Source organism: Streptomyces sp. NPDC006997, from assembly GCF_040635175.1.
Classification (GTDB): domain Bacteria; phylum Actinomycetota; class Actinomycetes; order Streptomycetales; family Streptomycetaceae; genus Streptomyces.
The window spans coordinates 40,295-54,600 of the sequence record NZ_JBEYHH010000008.1 but is presented as its reverse complement, the minus strand read 5'-3'; the positions used below and the strand labels follow the sequence as shown (position 1 = coordinate 54,600).

General features: G+C 73.8%; 12 protein-coding genes. 3 read left to right on the top strand and 9 right to left on the bottom strand.

Features of this window, described 5'->3' with window-relative positions; all coding sequences use genetic code 11:
• Positions 1-24 precede the first annotated feature (24 nt).
• Positions 25-1,185 (top strand): serine hydrolase domain-containing protein, encoded by a 1,161-nt coding sequence (locus ABZ659_RS10160; RefSeq protein ID WP_360215869.1) that lies wholly within the window; start codon positions 25-27, stop codon positions 1,183-1,185.
• Positions 1,186-1,388: 203 nt separating this feature from the next.
• Positions 1,389-2,435 (top strand): polyprenyl synthetase family protein, encoded by a 1,047-nt coding sequence (locus ABZ659_RS10155; protein ID WP_360215866.1) that lies wholly within the window; start codon positions 1,389-1,391, stop codon positions 2,433-2,435.
• A 225-nt stretch (positions 2,436-2,660) separates the two neighbouring features.
• Here ABZ659_RS10155 and ABZ659_RS10150 read toward each other — a convergent pair whose 3' ends face one another.
• From ABZ659_RS10150 to ABZ659_RS10130, 5 genes are all read right to left on the bottom strand, one after another.
• Entirely contained in the window at positions 2,661-2,939 is a 279-nt protein-coding gene (locus ABZ659_RS10150; RefSeq protein WP_360215863.1) for a DUF1876 domain-containing protein, read from the bottom strand.
• Between the two features lie 70 nt (positions 2,940-3,009).
• Positions 3,010-3,492, bottom strand: coding sequence for a YbaK/EbsC family protein (locus ABZ659_RS10145; protein ID WP_360215860.1), 483 nt, complete (start codon positions 3,490-3,492; stop codon positions 3,010-3,012).
• Between the two features lie 84 nt (positions 3,493-3,576).
• Positions 3,577-3,849: a hypothetical protein gene (locus tag ABZ659_RS10140; RefSeq protein ID WP_360215858.1), complete on the bottom strand. Its 273-nt coding sequence runs from the start codon at positions 3,847-3,849 to the stop codon at positions 3,577-3,579.
• A 287-nt stretch (positions 3,850-4,136) separates the two neighbouring features.
• Positions 4,137-6,356 (bottom strand): MMPL family transporter, encoded by a 2,220-nt coding sequence (locus tag ABZ659_RS10135; protein WP_360215855.1) that lies wholly within the window; start codon positions 6,354-6,356, stop codon positions 4,137-4,139.
• 124 nt (positions 6,357-6,480) lie between these two features.
• Positions 6,481-7,080: a TetR/AcrR family transcriptional regulator gene (locus ABZ659_RS10130; protein WP_360215852.1), complete on the bottom strand. Its 600-nt coding sequence runs from the start codon at positions 7,078-7,080 to the stop codon at positions 6,481-6,483.
• 227 nt (positions 7,081-7,307) lie between these two features.
• Between ABZ659_RS10130 and ABZ659_RS10125 the strand changes: the two genes are divergently transcribed.
• Positions 7,308-10,598 carry a S41 family peptidase gene (locus ABZ659_RS10125; protein ID WP_360215849.1) on the top strand — a complete coding sequence of 1,097 codons (3,291 nt, stop codon included), beginning with the start codon at positions 7,308-7,310 and terminating at the stop codon, positions 10,596-10,598.
• Positions 10,599-10,654: 56 nt separating this feature from the next.
• Here ABZ659_RS10125 and ABZ659_RS10120 read toward each other — a convergent pair whose 3' ends face one another.
• From ABZ659_RS10120 to ABZ659_RS10105, 4 genes are all read right to left on the bottom strand, one after another.
• Entirely contained in the window at positions 10,655-10,864 is a 210-nt protein-coding gene (locus tag ABZ659_RS10120; protein ID WP_360215846.1) for a hypothetical protein, read from the bottom strand.
• A gap of 87 nt (positions 10,865-10,951) precedes the next feature.
• Positions 10,952-11,836 carry an SDR family oxidoreductase gene (locus ABZ659_RS10115; RefSeq protein WP_360215843.1) on the bottom strand — a complete coding sequence of 295 codons (885 nt, stop codon included), beginning with the start codon at positions 11,834-11,836 and terminating at the stop codon, positions 10,952-10,954.
• The gene (locus tag ABZ659_RS10110) at positions 11,833-12,750 is read right to left on the bottom strand and encodes an alpha/beta hydrolase (RefSeq protein WP_360215840.1); all 918 of its coding nucleotides are present in this window, start codon (positions 12,748-12,750) and stop codon (positions 11,833-11,835) included. Before ABZ659_RS10110 ends, ABZ659_RS10115 begins: the two co-directional genes overlap by 4 nt.
• The gene (locus tag ABZ659_RS10105) at positions 12,747-14,261 is read right to left on the bottom strand and encodes an NAD(P)/FAD-dependent oxidoreductase (protein WP_360215837.1); all 1,515 of its coding nucleotides are present in this window, start codon (positions 14,259-14,261) and stop codon (positions 12,747-12,749) included. Before ABZ659_RS10105 ends, ABZ659_RS10110 begins: the two co-directional genes overlap by 4 nt.
• Positions 14,262-14,306: the final 45 nt, after the last annotated feature.

Genomic DNA, 14,306 nt, shown 5'->3' with positions numbered 1-14,306 from the left:
CGAGTGGACGATCGGAGTAGGGACGTGGACGTGCACGGCACGGTGGCCGACGGCTTCGAGCCGGTCGGGGAGGCGTTCGCGCGGAACTTCCAGGCGCTCGGCGAGCGCGGCGCCGCCGTCGCCGTCTACCGGGACGGGCACCGCGTCGTCGACCTGTGGGGCGGCGTCAAGGACGTCGACGGCACCGCGTCCTGGGAGCGCGGCACCGCGCAGATCGTGCGCTCCGCGACCAAGGGCGTCGCCGCCGCCGTCCTGTTGCTGCTGCACCAGCGCGGTGAGCTGGACCTGGACGCGCCGGTCGGCGAGTGGTGGCCGGAGTACAAGGCGGCGGGCAAGGAACGCACCCTCGTCCGGCACCTGCTCGGGCACCGCGCCGGGGTGCCGCTCCTGGACCGTCCGCTGACCCCGGCCGAGGCCGCCGACCCGGACCTGGGCGCGGCGGCGGTCGCCGCGCAGGCGCCGGTGTGGGAGCCGGGGACGGACCACGGCTACCACCCGCACACCTACGGCTGGCTCACCGGCGAGCTGGTCCGCCGGGTCACCGGGCGTCCGATCGGTGCCTGGATCGCCGACGAGATCGCCGCACCGGTCGGCGCCGACCTGTGGCTCGGGCTGCCGGACGCGGTGGCGTCCCGCGTGGGCCGGGTGGGCCCGACCGAGCCGCCCGCCACGTCCGGCGCCCTGAGGACCCGGCCCAAGCGTGCCGTCGCCGACGCCTACGCCGACCCCGCCTCCCTCACCCGCCGCGCCTTCGCCGCGATCACGCCGGCGCCCGACGAGAACGACCCCGGCTACCGCGCCGCCGCTCTGGCCTCCTCGGGCGGTATCGCCACCGCCGACGGACTCGCCCGCTTCTACGCCGCCCTCATCGGGGAGGTGGACGGCGGCACCCGGCTGTTCACGCCGGAGACGGCCGCCCTGGCGCGGGGCGAGGAGTCGGCGGGCCCCGACCGGGTCCTCGTCGTCGGCACCCGCTTCGGCCTCGGCTACATGCTGCACGGCGCCGCCTCGCCGCTGCTGTCCCCCGCCTCCTTCGGACACCCCGGCCGGGGCGGCGCCCTCGGCTTCGCCGACCCGGCGGCGGGCGTCGCCTTCGGCTATGTCACCAACGGCTTCCGCACCAGCGTGACGGCGGACCAGCGGGCGCAGGCGCTGGTGCGGGCGGTGCGCGCGGTCCTCGGTTAGCCGTTCGCACGCGCGACCCGGCCGGATTGTCGGCTGGACGCACGGTAGTAGGGCTGCGCCGCCCCAGTGATCATTTCGCGGTCGATGCCCGCGGGTGGCGCAGCGCGTTCGCGCCCCCGGAGGGGAACCGGTTGACTGGCGGGGCCCCTGTCACGCGGTCGGTCGCCGCCGCGTCACCCGTTCGCAGTCGTGAGGAGCAGCGCATGGTGCAGCAGGTCACCGACTCGGCCCCGACCGGGGCGTTCCCGCGCCTCGACTGGGTCGACGAACTGCTGGTCCCCGCCCTGAGGACGGCCGTGGCCGCGCTCCCGGCCGCCGAGCGGCGGGTGGCCGGGTACCACCGCGGCTGGTGCGAGGCCGACGGCACCCCCAGCGAGACCGGCCGGGGCACCGGCAAGTCGGTGCGGCCCGCGCTGGCCCTGCTCTCCGCGGTCGCGGTCGGCGGCACCGCGTCCGCCGCGGTGCCCGGCGCGGTGGCCGTGGAACTCGTCCACGACTTCACCCTGCTCCACGACGACGTCATCGACGGCGACGCGCTGCGCCGCCACCGTCCCGCCGCCTGGTCCGTGTTCGGCGTCCCGGCCGCCGTGCTCACCGGCGACGCCCTGCTGGTCGCGGCGGTGCGGGAGGCCGCGCGGGCGCCCGGTGAACGCGGTACGGCGGCCGTCCGCGAGGTCGTCGACGCGCTGATGGAACTCGTCGCGGGGCAGAGCAGCGACGTCGTCTTCGAGAACGCGCCCGAGGTCACGGTGGCGCAGTACCTGACCATGGCCGAGGGCAAGACGGGCGCGCTGATGGGCTGCGCCTGCGCGCTGGGCGGCGCCCTGGCCGGGGCGGACGACGCACAGGTGCGGGGCCTGAGGCAGTTCGGGCGGCGGCTCGGGGTCGCGTTCCAGTGCGCGGACGACGTCCTCGGCATCTGGGGGCGCACCTCCCGCAGCGGCAAGCCGGTCGGCGCCGACCTGGCCGCCCGCAAGAAGTCCCTGCCGGTGGTGGCGGCCCTGGAGCAGGACGGCGCCGCCGCCCGGCGGCTGCGCGCCCTGTACGGCGCCGCGGAGCCGCTCACCGAGCGGGACGTGGCGCTGGCCCGCCGACTGGTGGAGGAGGCGGGCGGGCGGCAGGCCGCGGAGGACGAGGCCCGCCGCCAGGTCGCCGACGCGCTGCGGTCGCTGTCGTGCGCGCAGCCCACCGCGGAGGCGTACCGGCAGCTCCGGGAGATCGCCTGGGCGATGACCGGGCGGGAGTCCTGACCGGCGGCTCCGGTCCCCCCTCGGCCACCTGATGCCCCCTACGGCACGCACCTTCCGGAACGCGGCGGGATCGCCCACGGGTAGGAGGCGGTCGTGGACGTCCCGGCGCCCGGTTCCAGCGGGTCGTGCCCCGCGCGGGACCGGTGCCAGTCAGAGGAGTCGGCACGGCCGTCCGGACTGATCCGTCCGTCGGACCGTGCCGCTCGTTCCGCCGGTCGGGGACCCCTACACGTGAATTGGGTGCGAGGTGCGGCCGGACGCCGAGTCGATCTCGTCGTGCGCCTTGGTGAGCAGCCGCATGGCGAGTTCGTTGAGGGCGCGGGCCCCGGCGATCTCCTCGCCGACCCTGGGCTGGTTCGCGTCCGTCTGGTGCCGGGTGGCGCCGCCGTGGGCCCGTACCTCGGACCCGTCCGGCAACCGCACCAGCGCCGCCGCCTGTGTGCGCTGGTCGTCCTCCCGGAACTCCAGCTCCACGTGCCATCCCACTGTGGTGTGCATCGTCATGACGGTCACCTCCGGAGTACGTGCTTCCAGGGTGCCCCTCGCACCGGGGGGACGCATCTACGCGGTGCGGCTACTGCTCGCGGACGTCCACGAAGGTGCCGCCCGCGTGCGTGACCAGGTCCTTGGGCTCCATCGGGAACACCGTGAACGGGGTGCCGGCCGCCGCCCACACCACGTCGTGGGCGAGCAGGGACCGGTCGGCGAGGACGCGGGTGCGGGTGCGGTGGCCGAAGGGCGGTACGCCGCCGATGGCGTACCCGGTGGTCTCGCGTACGACGTCGGCCCTGGCCCGGGTGACCTGCTCGACGCGCAGCTCGGCCCGGACCCGCGCCACGTCGACCCGGGAGGCGCCGTCCATGAGCACCAGGACGGGCGCCCCGTCGGCGGCGAAGACCAGCGACTTGCAGATCTGGCTCAGCTCGCACCCGATCGCGGCGGCGGCCTCGGCCGCGGTGCGGGTGGCCTCCGGGAAGCTCCGGACCCGCGCGGCCACCTCCCCGAGCCCCAACTCGTCGAGCGCCGCGGCGAAACGGGGACTGATTCCCTTGGTCATGCCGGGCACGCTAGCGGCGCGCGGACGGCACCCGCGACCGCTTGTCACGGTCGCGGGTGCCGTTCCGGTCGGACGGGCCGTCGGTCAGCGGTTGGTCCACAGGTGCCAGAACACGCGCCCCTCGGCGCACTGGTACTGGTCCCAGTGGCCGCGCTCGACGCCCTGGCGGCCCGCCTTGTCGCAGTCGGCCCAGCCGAGGTAGCGGCCCCGGTAGACGTCGAGTCCCGCCGCGGCCCGCTCCTGGGCGGGGGCCGCCTGGACGGACGTGGCGGGGGCCGCGACGACGGGTGCGGCCACGCCGAGCGCGGAGACGGTGGCGGCGGCCACGGCGAGCAGGGCGGTACGTACACGGGTCATGAGGATGTGTCCTTTCGGCGCGAGGTGACGCGGACGTGACGGGACGTGCACGGAGCGTGACGTCCATTCGCTGTGCCGAGTCTGCGCGGTCCGCCGGCCGCGCCGCAATCGGCTCCCGCCCGCTTCCCCCATCTCGGGACACGCACCCGCCTGACCTGCGGGGACACCCACGTCCCGGGATCCCGCGGGGACGGGCGGGACGCATCCGGCCGCAAAGGAGGGAAGCCGGTGAGGGCGCCCCGTCCCCACGGAACCCTCACCGGCTGGTCTCTCTCGGAGGCGGTACGTCAGGCGCGTACCAGCTCCTTGTCGTCATCGCGGTCGGCGTCCGCCGCAGCGGCGTGGGCGCGCAGGCCCTCGCCCTCGACGTCCACGTTGGGCAGGACGCGGTCCAACCACTTCGGGAGCCACCAGGCGCGGCGGCCGAGCAGGGCGAGGACGGCCGGGACGATGGCCATGCGGACGACGAACGCGTCGAAGAAGACCGCGATCGCCAGGCCGAAGCCGATCATCTTGACCATGGACTCGCTGGAGCCGATGAAGCCGGAGAAGACGGCGATCATGATGACCGCGGCGGCCGTCACGACCCGGGCGCCGTGCTGGAAGCCGGTCACCACGGCCTGCGAGGGCTTCTCGCCGTGGACGTACGCCTCCCGCATCCGGGTCACCAGGAACACCTCGTAGTCCATGGCGAGGCCGAAGACCACGCCGACCATGAAGATCGGCATCATCGACATCACCGGGCCGGTCTCCTCCACGCCCATCAGGCCGGACAGCCAGCCCCACTGGAAGACCGCGACGACCGCGCCCAGCGCCGCCATGACGCTGAGGAGGAAGCCGAGCGCCGCCTTCAGCGGGACGAGGATCGACCGGAAGACCACGATCAGCAGCAGGAACGCCAGGCCGACGACGAGGATCAGATACGGCAGCAGCGCGTCGTTCAGCTTCTCGGAGACGTCGATGTTCATCGCCGTGGAGCCGGTGACCAGGACCTCCGCGCCGGTGTCGGCCTTGGTGTCGGCCCCGGAGTCGCGGATGGCGTGCACCAGGTCCTCGGTGGTGACCGACGACGGCTTGGAGTCGGGGATCACGGTGATCGTCGCGGTGTCGCCCGCCTTGTTGGGCGCGGGCGGCATCGCCGTCACGACCCCGTCGAGGTCGCCGACCTCCTCGGCCACGTCGTCGAAGACGCCCTGCGCGTCGTCGCTGTTCCCGGCGTCGACGACGACCATCAGCGGGCCGTTGAACCCGGGACCGAACCCGTCGGACAGCAGGTCGTAGGCGCGGCGCTGGGTGGTGGACGTCGGCTGGGAGCCGTCGTCGGGCAGCCCCAGTTCCAGGGAGGTGGCCGGGATGGCGGCGGCGCCGAGGCCGAGCACGCCGAGCAGCAGGACGGCGACCGGGCGCCGTACGACGAAGCTGGCCCAGCGGGTGCCCATGTTGGCCCGGCCCGGCCGCTTCGGGGTGCGCCCGCCGCCCAGCAGCTTGCTCTTCTCCCCGGCGGGACGCACCTTGCGGCCCGCGAAGCCGAGCAGCGCCGGGATCATGGTGAGGGCGATCAGTACGGCGATGGCGACGGTGCCCGCGGCGGCGATGCCCATCTTCGTCAGCATCGGGATGTTGACGACGGAGAGGCCGACCAGGGCGATCACGACGGTGAGGCCCGCGAAGACCACCGCGGAGCCCGCGGTGCCGACGGCCCGTCCGGCCGCCTCCTCGCGTTCCCGGCCCTCGGCGAGTTCGGCCCGGTAGCGGGAGACGATGAACAGCGCGTAGTCGATGCCGACCGCGAGGCCGATCATCGTGGCCAGCGTGGAGGTGGTGGAGCCCAGGTCGAGGGTGCTGGACAGCGCGGTGATCGAGGCGACGCCGATGCCGACGCCGATGAGCGCGGTGAGCAGCGGCAGCCCGGCCGCGAGCAGCGAGCCGAAGGTGATGACGAGGACGACCGCGGCGACCGCGATGCCGATGATCTCGCCGGTGCCGGTCTCCGGCACGGCCTGCAGGGCGTCACCGCCGATCTCGACGGTCAGCCCGGACTCCCGGGCGTCCTCGGCGGTCTGCTGCAGGGCGTCCTTGGTGGACTCCTCCAGCTCCATGCCGGAGACGTCGTACCGCACCTGCGCGTAGGCGATCGTGCCGTCCTCGCTGACGGCGTCCGCCTTGTAGGGGTCGGTGACGGAGGAGACCTCGGAGCCGTCGGACAGCGTGTCGACGGCCTCCCCGACGGTGGCCTCGTGCTCCGCGTCGGTCATCTTCTCGCCCGCGGGGGCCTTGAAGACGACGCGGGCGGTGGCGCCGTCGGCGCTCGATCCGGGGAACCGCTCCTCCAGCAGGTCGAAGGCCTTCTGGGCCTCGGTGCCCGGGATGGAGAAGGAGGTGGACCCGGCGGTGGGGGCGCTTGCCGCGCCGACGCCCGCGAGCGTCAGCAGCGCCACCCAGATCAGGGCGACGAAGTGCCGTCGCCGGAAGGCGAGCCGGCCGAGTTTGTACAGGAACGTGGCCACGAGGGCGTCTCCCGGTCAGGTCGTGGGTGGTTCGGGGCAGGGGTGACCAGCGCGGTGGGGAGCGCGGCTGATCGGCCCGACGACGTGAGCGGTTCGCGTCAGGTGGTAACGGAGGAGGGGGTGCTCAGGTGGTCGGGACGCCGAGAGCGGGGAGGATCACGGCGTCTACGTACGAGATGAGGAACGCCTGGGTCGGCGGCAGTTCGTCGATCATGGCCCGGGTCGCGAACGCGCCGAGCATCATGTGCACGACGTAGTCGATCGCGGGGTTGTCCGCGCGGACCTCGCCCCGGTCGACGGCGCGCCCCAGGACCCGCTGGAACTCCTCCAGCTCGGGCTCGATCACGAACTCCTTGAAGGCCCGCAGCAGGTCGGGGTTGCCGTGCACCGCCATGGCGAGACCGCGCATCAGCGCGACGTTCTGCTCGATCTGGCAGTCGTCCTCACGGGTCACCAGCGCGACGAAGTCGCCCCGCAGGGAGCCGGTGTCGATGTCGGCGAGGCCGCCCGGCTTCATGCACCGGATCGCCTTCGCCACCAGCTCGGCCTTGCCGCCCCACTGGCGGTAGAGCGTGGCCTTGCTGGACCGGGTGCGGGTGGCCACGGCGTCCATGGTCAGGGCGTCGTAGCCGACCTCGCGGAGCAGGTCGAGCACGGCCCTGTACAGCTCGGCCTCGCGCTCGGGTGTGAGCCGACTGCGGCGCGCGGTCGCGACCTCGGCCATCTCACTCCACCCCTTCCACTCCGGAACCTCCGTGCCGTGCCGCATTGTACGGCCGGGTACGGCCAGGCGACTCTGCGGTACGACACCGTTTCGTACACGTCGACAGTAACCCAGAACACCAGCGAAACGAAACCGTTTCGTACGTGTCCTGGATCACGTCCGCGCGCGGGCCGCCACCGCCCGCCCACGAGTTGCCCCGCCCCCTCCCCCGGAAAAGCATGGGGAAGGTGAGCTATCTGCGCCTGCCCCACATCAGCGGTGACCTGCTCTGCTTCGTCGCCGAGGACGACCTCTGGCTGACCTCCCCGGACGGTGCGGGCCGCGCCTGGCGGCTCACCGTCGACCGCGCCAAGACCGGCGACCCCCGCCTCTCCCCCGACGGCCGCCACATCGCGTACACGAGCTGGCGCAGCCTGGTGCCGGAGATCCACCTGGTCCCGGTGGACGGCGGCGAGAGCCGTCGGCTGACCTACTGGGGCAGCCCCGACACCCAGGTCCGCGGCTGGACCCCGGACGGCGAGATCCTCGCCGTCGCCTCCCACGGCGAGCCCTTCTCCCACTTCACCTGGGCCTACAAGCTCACCCCCGACGGCGACCCCGGCCGCAAGCTCCCCTGGGGCCCGGTCACCGACATCCAGGTGGCCGACCTCGACGGCGAGCGCAAGTCCCTGCTGCTCACCGGCACCCCGCCGCACGAACCCGCGGCCTGGAAGCGCTACCGGGGCGGCGCCACCGGCCGCCTCTGGCTGCACGGCGAACGGCTCCTCGACGGCATCGGCGGCCATCTCGCCTGCCCCCTGCTCGCCGGCGGCCGGGTCGCCTTCCTCTCCGACCACGAGGGCGTCGGCAACCTCTACTCCTGCGCCCACGACGGCTCCGACCTGCGCCGCCACACCGACCACGACGCCTTCTACGCCCGGCACGCCGCCAGCGACGGCACCCGGGTCGTCTACCAGTGCGCCGGTGACCTGTGGATCGTCGACGACCTCGCCGCGGGCTCGGAGCCGCGCCGCCTCGACATCCGGCTCAGCGGGCCGCGCGCCGGGCGGCGCCGCTACCAGGTGCCCGCCGCCCAGCACGTCGACGGCGTCTCCGTCGACGAGACGGGCCGCGCCAGCGCCGTCGTCGTCCGCGGCAGCCTGTACTGGCTGACCCACCGCGACGGCCCCGCCCGCACCATCACCGACACCCCCGGCGTACGGGTCCGGCTGCCGGTGATGCTCGGCTCGGGCGGACAGGTGGCGTACGTGACGGACGCGGAGGGCGAGGACGCGGTCGAGATCGCCTACCTGCCGCGCGCCACCGGCGACCGCGGAGCGAGGCGGCTGGCGGGAGGCGAGCTGGGCCGGGTCCTCGAACTGGTCTCCGACCCGCGCGGTGAACGCCTCGCCCTCGCCGCGCACGACGGACGGCTGCTGCTCGTCGACGCCACCGAGGACGGAGGCGGCGAGGTCACCGAGCTGGTCCGGTCCGACAACGGCCCGGTCCGCGATCTCGCCTTCTCCCCCGACGGGGCCTGGCTGACCTGGGCGCACCCCGGGATCGGGCGCACCCTGCGGCAGATCAGGATGGCCCGCATCAAGGACCGGTTCGTCGTGGACGTCACCGACGGCCGCTTCGAGGACGAGAACCCCGTCTTCACCTCCGACGGCCGCTACCTCGCCTTCCTCTCCTGGCGCGGCTTCGACCCGGTGTACGACGTCCACACCGGCGACCTGTCCTTCCCGCTGGGCTGCCGCCCCTACCTGGTGCCGCTGTCGTCGGCGACCCCGTCCCCGTTCGCCCTCAGCCCCGACGGGCGCCCGGCGGCCGGGGGCCTGGACCCGGTCGAGGACGAGGCGGGCGCCGGGGAGGCGGGCGCGGTCACCGTGGAGACGGAGGGCCTGGAGTGCCGGGTCACCCCCTTCCCCGTCACCGCCTCCAAGTACTCGGCACTGCACCCGGTCGCGGGCGGCGGCCTGGTCTGGCTGCGCTGGCCGATCTCCGGCGCCCTCGGCGAGACCTTCGCCAACCCCGACGACACCACCGGCCGCCCCACCCTCGAACACTTCGGCATCACCAAGGCCAAGCGGACCGAACTCGTCGGCCACCTCGACTGGTTCGCCGTCAGCGGCGACGGCTCCCGGCTCGTCGTCGTCGACGAGGGCGACCTGCGCGCCGTCCCCGCGACCGAGACCGGCGACAGCGACAGCACCGTGTGGATCGACGCCCGCCGCGTCCTGCACGAGGTCGACCCGGGCGCCGAGTGGCGACAGGCGTACGAGGAGGCCGGCCGCCTCATCCGCGCCTACTTCTGGGACCCCGGCATGTGCGGCATCGACTGGGACGCGGTACTGGCGCAGTACCGCCCGCTGGTCGACCGGGTCGCCTCCCCCGACGAGTTCGCCGACCTGCTCCGCGAGGTCCTCGGCGAGCTGGGCACCTCGCACGCCTACGTCACCCCCGCCCGCCGCAACGAGGGCCCGCCGCACTACCAGCGCTGGCAGGGCCTCCTCGGCGCCAACCTCGTCTGCCGGGACGGCCGATGGACGGTCCGGCGGATCCTGCCCGGCGACTCCTCCGACTCCAAGGCCCGCTCCCCGCTCGCCGGTTCCGGCATCCGCGAGGGCGCCGTCCTCACCCACGTGGACGGACGACCGGTGGACCCGGTGACGGGTCCGTACCCGCTGCTCGCCGGCGCGGGCGGTACGACGGTGGAGCTGACGTTCGCCCAACCCGTCGCCCACCACCGCCCTGCCGAGGAAGGCCCTCCGGGCCCCGCGCGTCCGTCCGAGGACACGGCGGTCCGCCCCCGCCGGGTCGCCGTCGTCCCGCTCGCCGACGAACGCCCCCTGCGCTACCAGGACTGGGTGGCCAAGCGCCGGGAGGTCGTCCGGGAGCTGAGCGGCGGCCGGTGCGGCTACCTCCACATCCCCGACATGGGCGGCTCCGGCTGGGCGCAGTTCAACCGCGACCTGCGCATGGAGGTGTCCCGGCCCGCGCTCATCGTCGACGTGCGCGGCAACGCGGGCGGCCACATCAGCGAACTCGTCGTGGAGAAGCTCACCCGCACCATCCTCGGCTGGGACCTCACCCGCAACGCGCAGCCGGTGTCGTACACCTCGAACGCCCCGCGCGGGCCGGTCGTCGCGCTCGCGGACGAGGCGACCTCCTCCGACGGCGACATGATCACCGCCGCGTTCAAGCTGCTGGGGCTGGGCCCGGTGGTCGGGCAGCGCACCTGGGGCGGCGTCGTCGGCATGACCGGGCGGCACCGGCTCGGCGACGGCACGGTGATCACGGTGCCGATGAACGCGGCCTGGTTCGACGCCTACGGCTGGTCCGTGGAGAACGAGGGCGTCGAACCCGACCTGGAGGCCCTGCGCACCCCGCTCGACTGGGCCGAGGGCCGCTACGCCCAGCTCGACGACGCCGTACGCCTCGCCCTGGAGCTGCTCGCGGAGCACCCCGCGTCGACGCCGCCGGACTACGGCGCCGTACCGGACAGGTCACGGCCGCCGCTGCCACCGCGCACGTGAGAGAAGGGATGCCCCCCGTCCGGGAGCACCCCTTCCGCTCAGCGTGTCGCCTCGCGTCAGACGTCGTAGTCCTGGTCGAAGCGCTCCTCTTCCTCACGCTCCCGGTCCTGGCGCGAGCGGTCCGAGCCGGGACGCATGTGCTCCGGCTGGTCGCCCTGCTGACGGCCGCGCTGCTGCTGGGACCGCTCGTGGGTCTCCTGCATCTTGTCCTTGGCCTGCTGCTGCCACTGCTCGGCCTGGTCCTGGAACTTGTCCTTCATACCCATGTGGGTTCACTCCTGTGGTGAGTGGGGGAAGTGGGCCTCGTGGGCCCCGACCCAGATTCACACGGGTGGTGACGCCGCGCATGTCGATCACTTACGCTGCGTGTTCCTGCCCTGCTCGTCGGCGGCGCCACCCGCTCCGACCAGCCCGGTGCGCAGCCCGTCGAGCCGGTCCGCGAACCGCCGCATCTCGCGCTGGCCCACGGTCCCGATCAGCGCGGGCAGGTAGCCGCGCACGCCCTGCATCCCGCGCAGCCACCACTGCCCGTACACATGGCTGGACCGGCGCTCGATCCCGGCGACGATCCGGTCCACCGCCGGACCCAGCGGATAGGTCTTGTTCGACGGCCACGGCAGCCGCTGCCGCAGCTCCCGCATCACGTCCATCTCGTCCGCCCCGCGCACCATGTCGGTGTCCGTCCACGACAGGTACGCCACCCCGACCCGTACCCCCTTGTAGCCGACCTCGGCGCGCAGGCTGTGCGCGTACGCCTCCACACCGGACTTGGACGCGCAGTACGCCGTCATCATCGGCGCCGGGGTGATCGCGGCGAGGGACGCGATCTGGAGCAGGTAGCCCCGGCTCGCGGCGAGCAGCGGCAGGAAGGCGCGGGCGGTGACGGCGGAACCGATCAGGTTCACCTCGATGACCCGCCGCCATGCCTCCGGGTCGGACTCGCTGAACGGCCCCCCGGTGGCGACGCCCGCGTTGGCGACCACGATGTCCACCTTGCCGAACCGTTCCCCGACCTCGCGGGCGACCTCTGCCATCGCCTCGTGGTCGGTGACATCGGCGTGCCAGCAGTCGCTGTCGCCGTGCAACCGCTCGGAGACCCGCTTCAGCTCCTCCGGCTCCAGACCCACCAGCGCCACGCTCGCGCCGCGCGCCGACAGCTTGCGGGCCAGCAGCTCACCGACGCCGCGCGCGGCTCCGGTCACGACCGCGACCTGTCCCTCCAGGCTCACCCTGGTCATGCGCCCTCCCTGACCTTCACGTACGTGGTGACGAGTTCCCGTATCTTCCCGGTGACCAGCTCGGGCGCCTCCAGGGGCGTCATGTGGCCGAGGCCGGGCGCCACGGTCAGGCCCACGCAGTGCGGCAGCGCGGCGGCCAGCGCCCGCGCGTGCACCGGCGGGGTGAGCCGGTCGTGCGTGCCGACCAGCACGGCCGTCGGCGCGCTGAGCTGCCGTACGCCGTGGTCGAGGTCGAGCAGGTCCAGCACCCGCGACCAGGCGTACCGCACCCGGCGCGGGCAGGCGTGCACGATCCGGGCGCAGGCGTCCACCGCGGCGGGGGCCGAACCGGCGCCCATCGTGCCGTACTTGAGGATGCGGCGGGCGAGCGGTGTGACCGGCCCGAGGGGGGCGCGGGAGCCCAGCACCTTGCGGGTGAGCCAGGTGCGCGTCCGGCCGGGCCGCATCGGTATCACCGTCGACTCCGCGACCAGCCGGGAGACGCCGGTGCTGCACAGCAGGACGGCGGCGGCCCGCTCCGTCAGCGCCGGGCGCCCGGCCGCGGCCACCACCGTCATGGCCCCCATCGAGTGCCCGACGACCACCGCCCGCTCACCGGGCGCGAGGGTGGCGCCGAGTACGGCTTCCAGGTCGTCGGCGAGCGCTTCGGGACTGCACGTGGCGCTGGCCGGGCTGCGTCCGTGGCCGCGCTGGTCGTAGGCGATGACGCGGTGGTCGGCGGCCAGGTCGCGGAGCTGCGCCGCCCAGAAGGCGGTGGAGCAGGTCCAGCCGTGGGCGAGGACGACGGCCGGTGCCTTCTCGGCGCCGTGCACCTCGACGTGCAGCCGGGCGCCGTCGGCGGAGACGGCGGTCAGTTCGCGGGCGGGGGCGGGCGGGGCGTAGGGGCCGCTGGCGGCGTACCTCGGACGGCTCATACGGCGGCCTCGGCTACGTCGGTGTCCTGGGCCTCGGCGACGGCGGGCCGCAGCACGTCGTACTCCGCGAGGTCCACCCGCCGCGTCGCCCGCCGGAACTCGGCCGTCGTCCCCGGCCAGATGGTGGTGTTGCGCCCGCTGGCGTCCAGGTACCAGCTGGTGCAGCCGCCGGTGTTCCACACCGTGCGCTTCATCCGCTCCTGCACCCGGCGGTTCCAGGCGGTGACGGCGTCGGCGCGGGCGTCGAGGGCGACGCGCCCGCCGAGCACGTCCAGCTGCCGCAGGTAGTCGGCGAGGTAGTTCAGCTGGGACTCGATCATCAGGATCATCGAGGAGTTCCCGAGCCCGGTGTTGGGCCCGATGAGCGTCATCCAGTTGGGGAACCCGGCCGCGGAGGCACCGCGCAGCGCCTCCATGCCGCCCTTCCAGGTCTCGGCGAGGGTGCGCCCGTCGGCCCCCACGACCCGCTCGGCGATGGGCATGTCGGTGACGTGGAACCCGGTCCCGAAGATGATCGCGTCGACCTCGGTCCCGGTCCCGTCGGCGGCGACCAGCGTGGACCCCCGCACCTCACTCAGCCCACTGGCGACGACGTCGACGTTGGGCTGGGCGAGCGCCGGATAGTAGTCGTTGGAGAGCAGGATCCGCTTGCAGCCGATGCGGTAGTCCGGGGTGAGCTTGGCGCGCAGCGCCGGGTCCTTGATGGCGCGGGCCATGTTCCGCCTGGCGAGCTGCTCGACGAAGCCGAGCTGGCCCGGGTGCTTGGTGAAGGCCCCCACCTGCAACTCCCGGATGCCCCACAGCAGTCCGCGGCGCAGCTGGGTGGTGAAGGGCAGGTTCCGGTGCAGGGCGCGTTCGAGGCCGCTGATCGACCGGTCCACCCGGGGCATCACCCACGGCGGCGTCCGCTGGAAGAGGGTGAGCCGACCGACCCGGGGCTGGATGGACGGCACGATCTGGATGGCGGAGGCGCCGGTGCCGACCATGGCGACCCGCTTGCCGCGCAGGTCGTAGTCGTGGTCCCAGCGGGCGGAGTGGAAGACCTCGCCGGGGAAGGAGTCGAGCCCCGGAACGTCCGGCACCTTGGGATCGGAGAGGGGCCCGGTGGCGGACACCACGACATCCGCGGTAAGGGTCCCGGACCCGGTCTCGATCACCCACCGCAGCTGCTCCCCGTCCCAGGTCATCTTCTCCACCTCGGAGTCGAAGCGGAGGTGGGGGCGGAGCCGGAAGGTGTCGGTGACGTGCTCCAGGTAGGCGCGGATGTGCCGCTGCCCCGAGAAGGTGCGCGGCCAGTCGGGGTTGGGCGCGAAGGAGAAGGAGTAGAGGTGGGAGGGCACGTCGCAGGCGCACCCCGGGTAGCTGTTGTCCCGCCAGGTGCCGCCCACGCTGTCGGCCCGCTCCAGTACGACGAAGTCGGTGATCCCCTCGCGGCGCAGCCGCACGGCGGCCCCGAGTCCGCCGAACCCGGACCCGACGACGGCCACCCTGACGTGCTCGTGCTCGGCCATCCGATGCCTCCACACTCGTCCGAACATGCTGAACCCGCTGCTGTC

Coding starts and splice junctions, on each gene's coding strand:
- ABZ659_RS10110 (WP_360215840.1), bottom strand. CDS start 12,750: ATGAGCCGTCCGAGGTACGCCGCCAGCGGCCCCTACGCCCCGCCCGCC.
- ABZ659_RS10130 (WP_360215852.1), bottom strand. CDS start 7,080: ATGGCCGAGGTCGCGACCGCGCGCCGCAGTCGGCTCACACCCGAGCGC.
- ABZ659_RS10115 (WP_360215843.1), bottom strand. CDS start 11,836: ATGACCAGGGTGAGCCTGGAGGGACAGGTCGCGGTCGTGACCGGAGCC.
- ABZ659_RS10120 (WP_360215846.1), bottom strand. CDS start 10,864: ATGGGTATGAAGGACAAGTTCCAGGACCAGGCCGAGCAGTGGCAGCAG.
- ABZ659_RS10150 (WP_360215863.1), bottom strand. CDS start 2,939: ATGACGATGCACACCACAGTGGGATGGCACGTGGAGCTGGAGTTCCGG.
- ABZ659_RS10155 (WP_360215866.1), top strand. CDS start 1,389: ATGGTGCAGCAGGTCACCGACTCGGCCCCGACCGGGGCGTTCCCGCGC.
- ABZ659_RS10145 (WP_360215860.1), bottom strand. CDS start 3,492: ATGACCAAGGGAATCAGTCCCCGTTTCGCCGCGGCGCTCGACGAGTTG.
- ABZ659_RS10140 (WP_360215858.1), bottom strand. CDS start 3,849: ATGACCCGTGTACGTACCGCCCTGCTCGCCGTGGCCGCCGCCACCGTC.
- ABZ659_RS10105 (WP_360215837.1), bottom strand. CDS start 14,261: ATGGCCGAGCACGAGCACGTCAGGGTGGCCGTCGTCGGGTCCGGGTTC.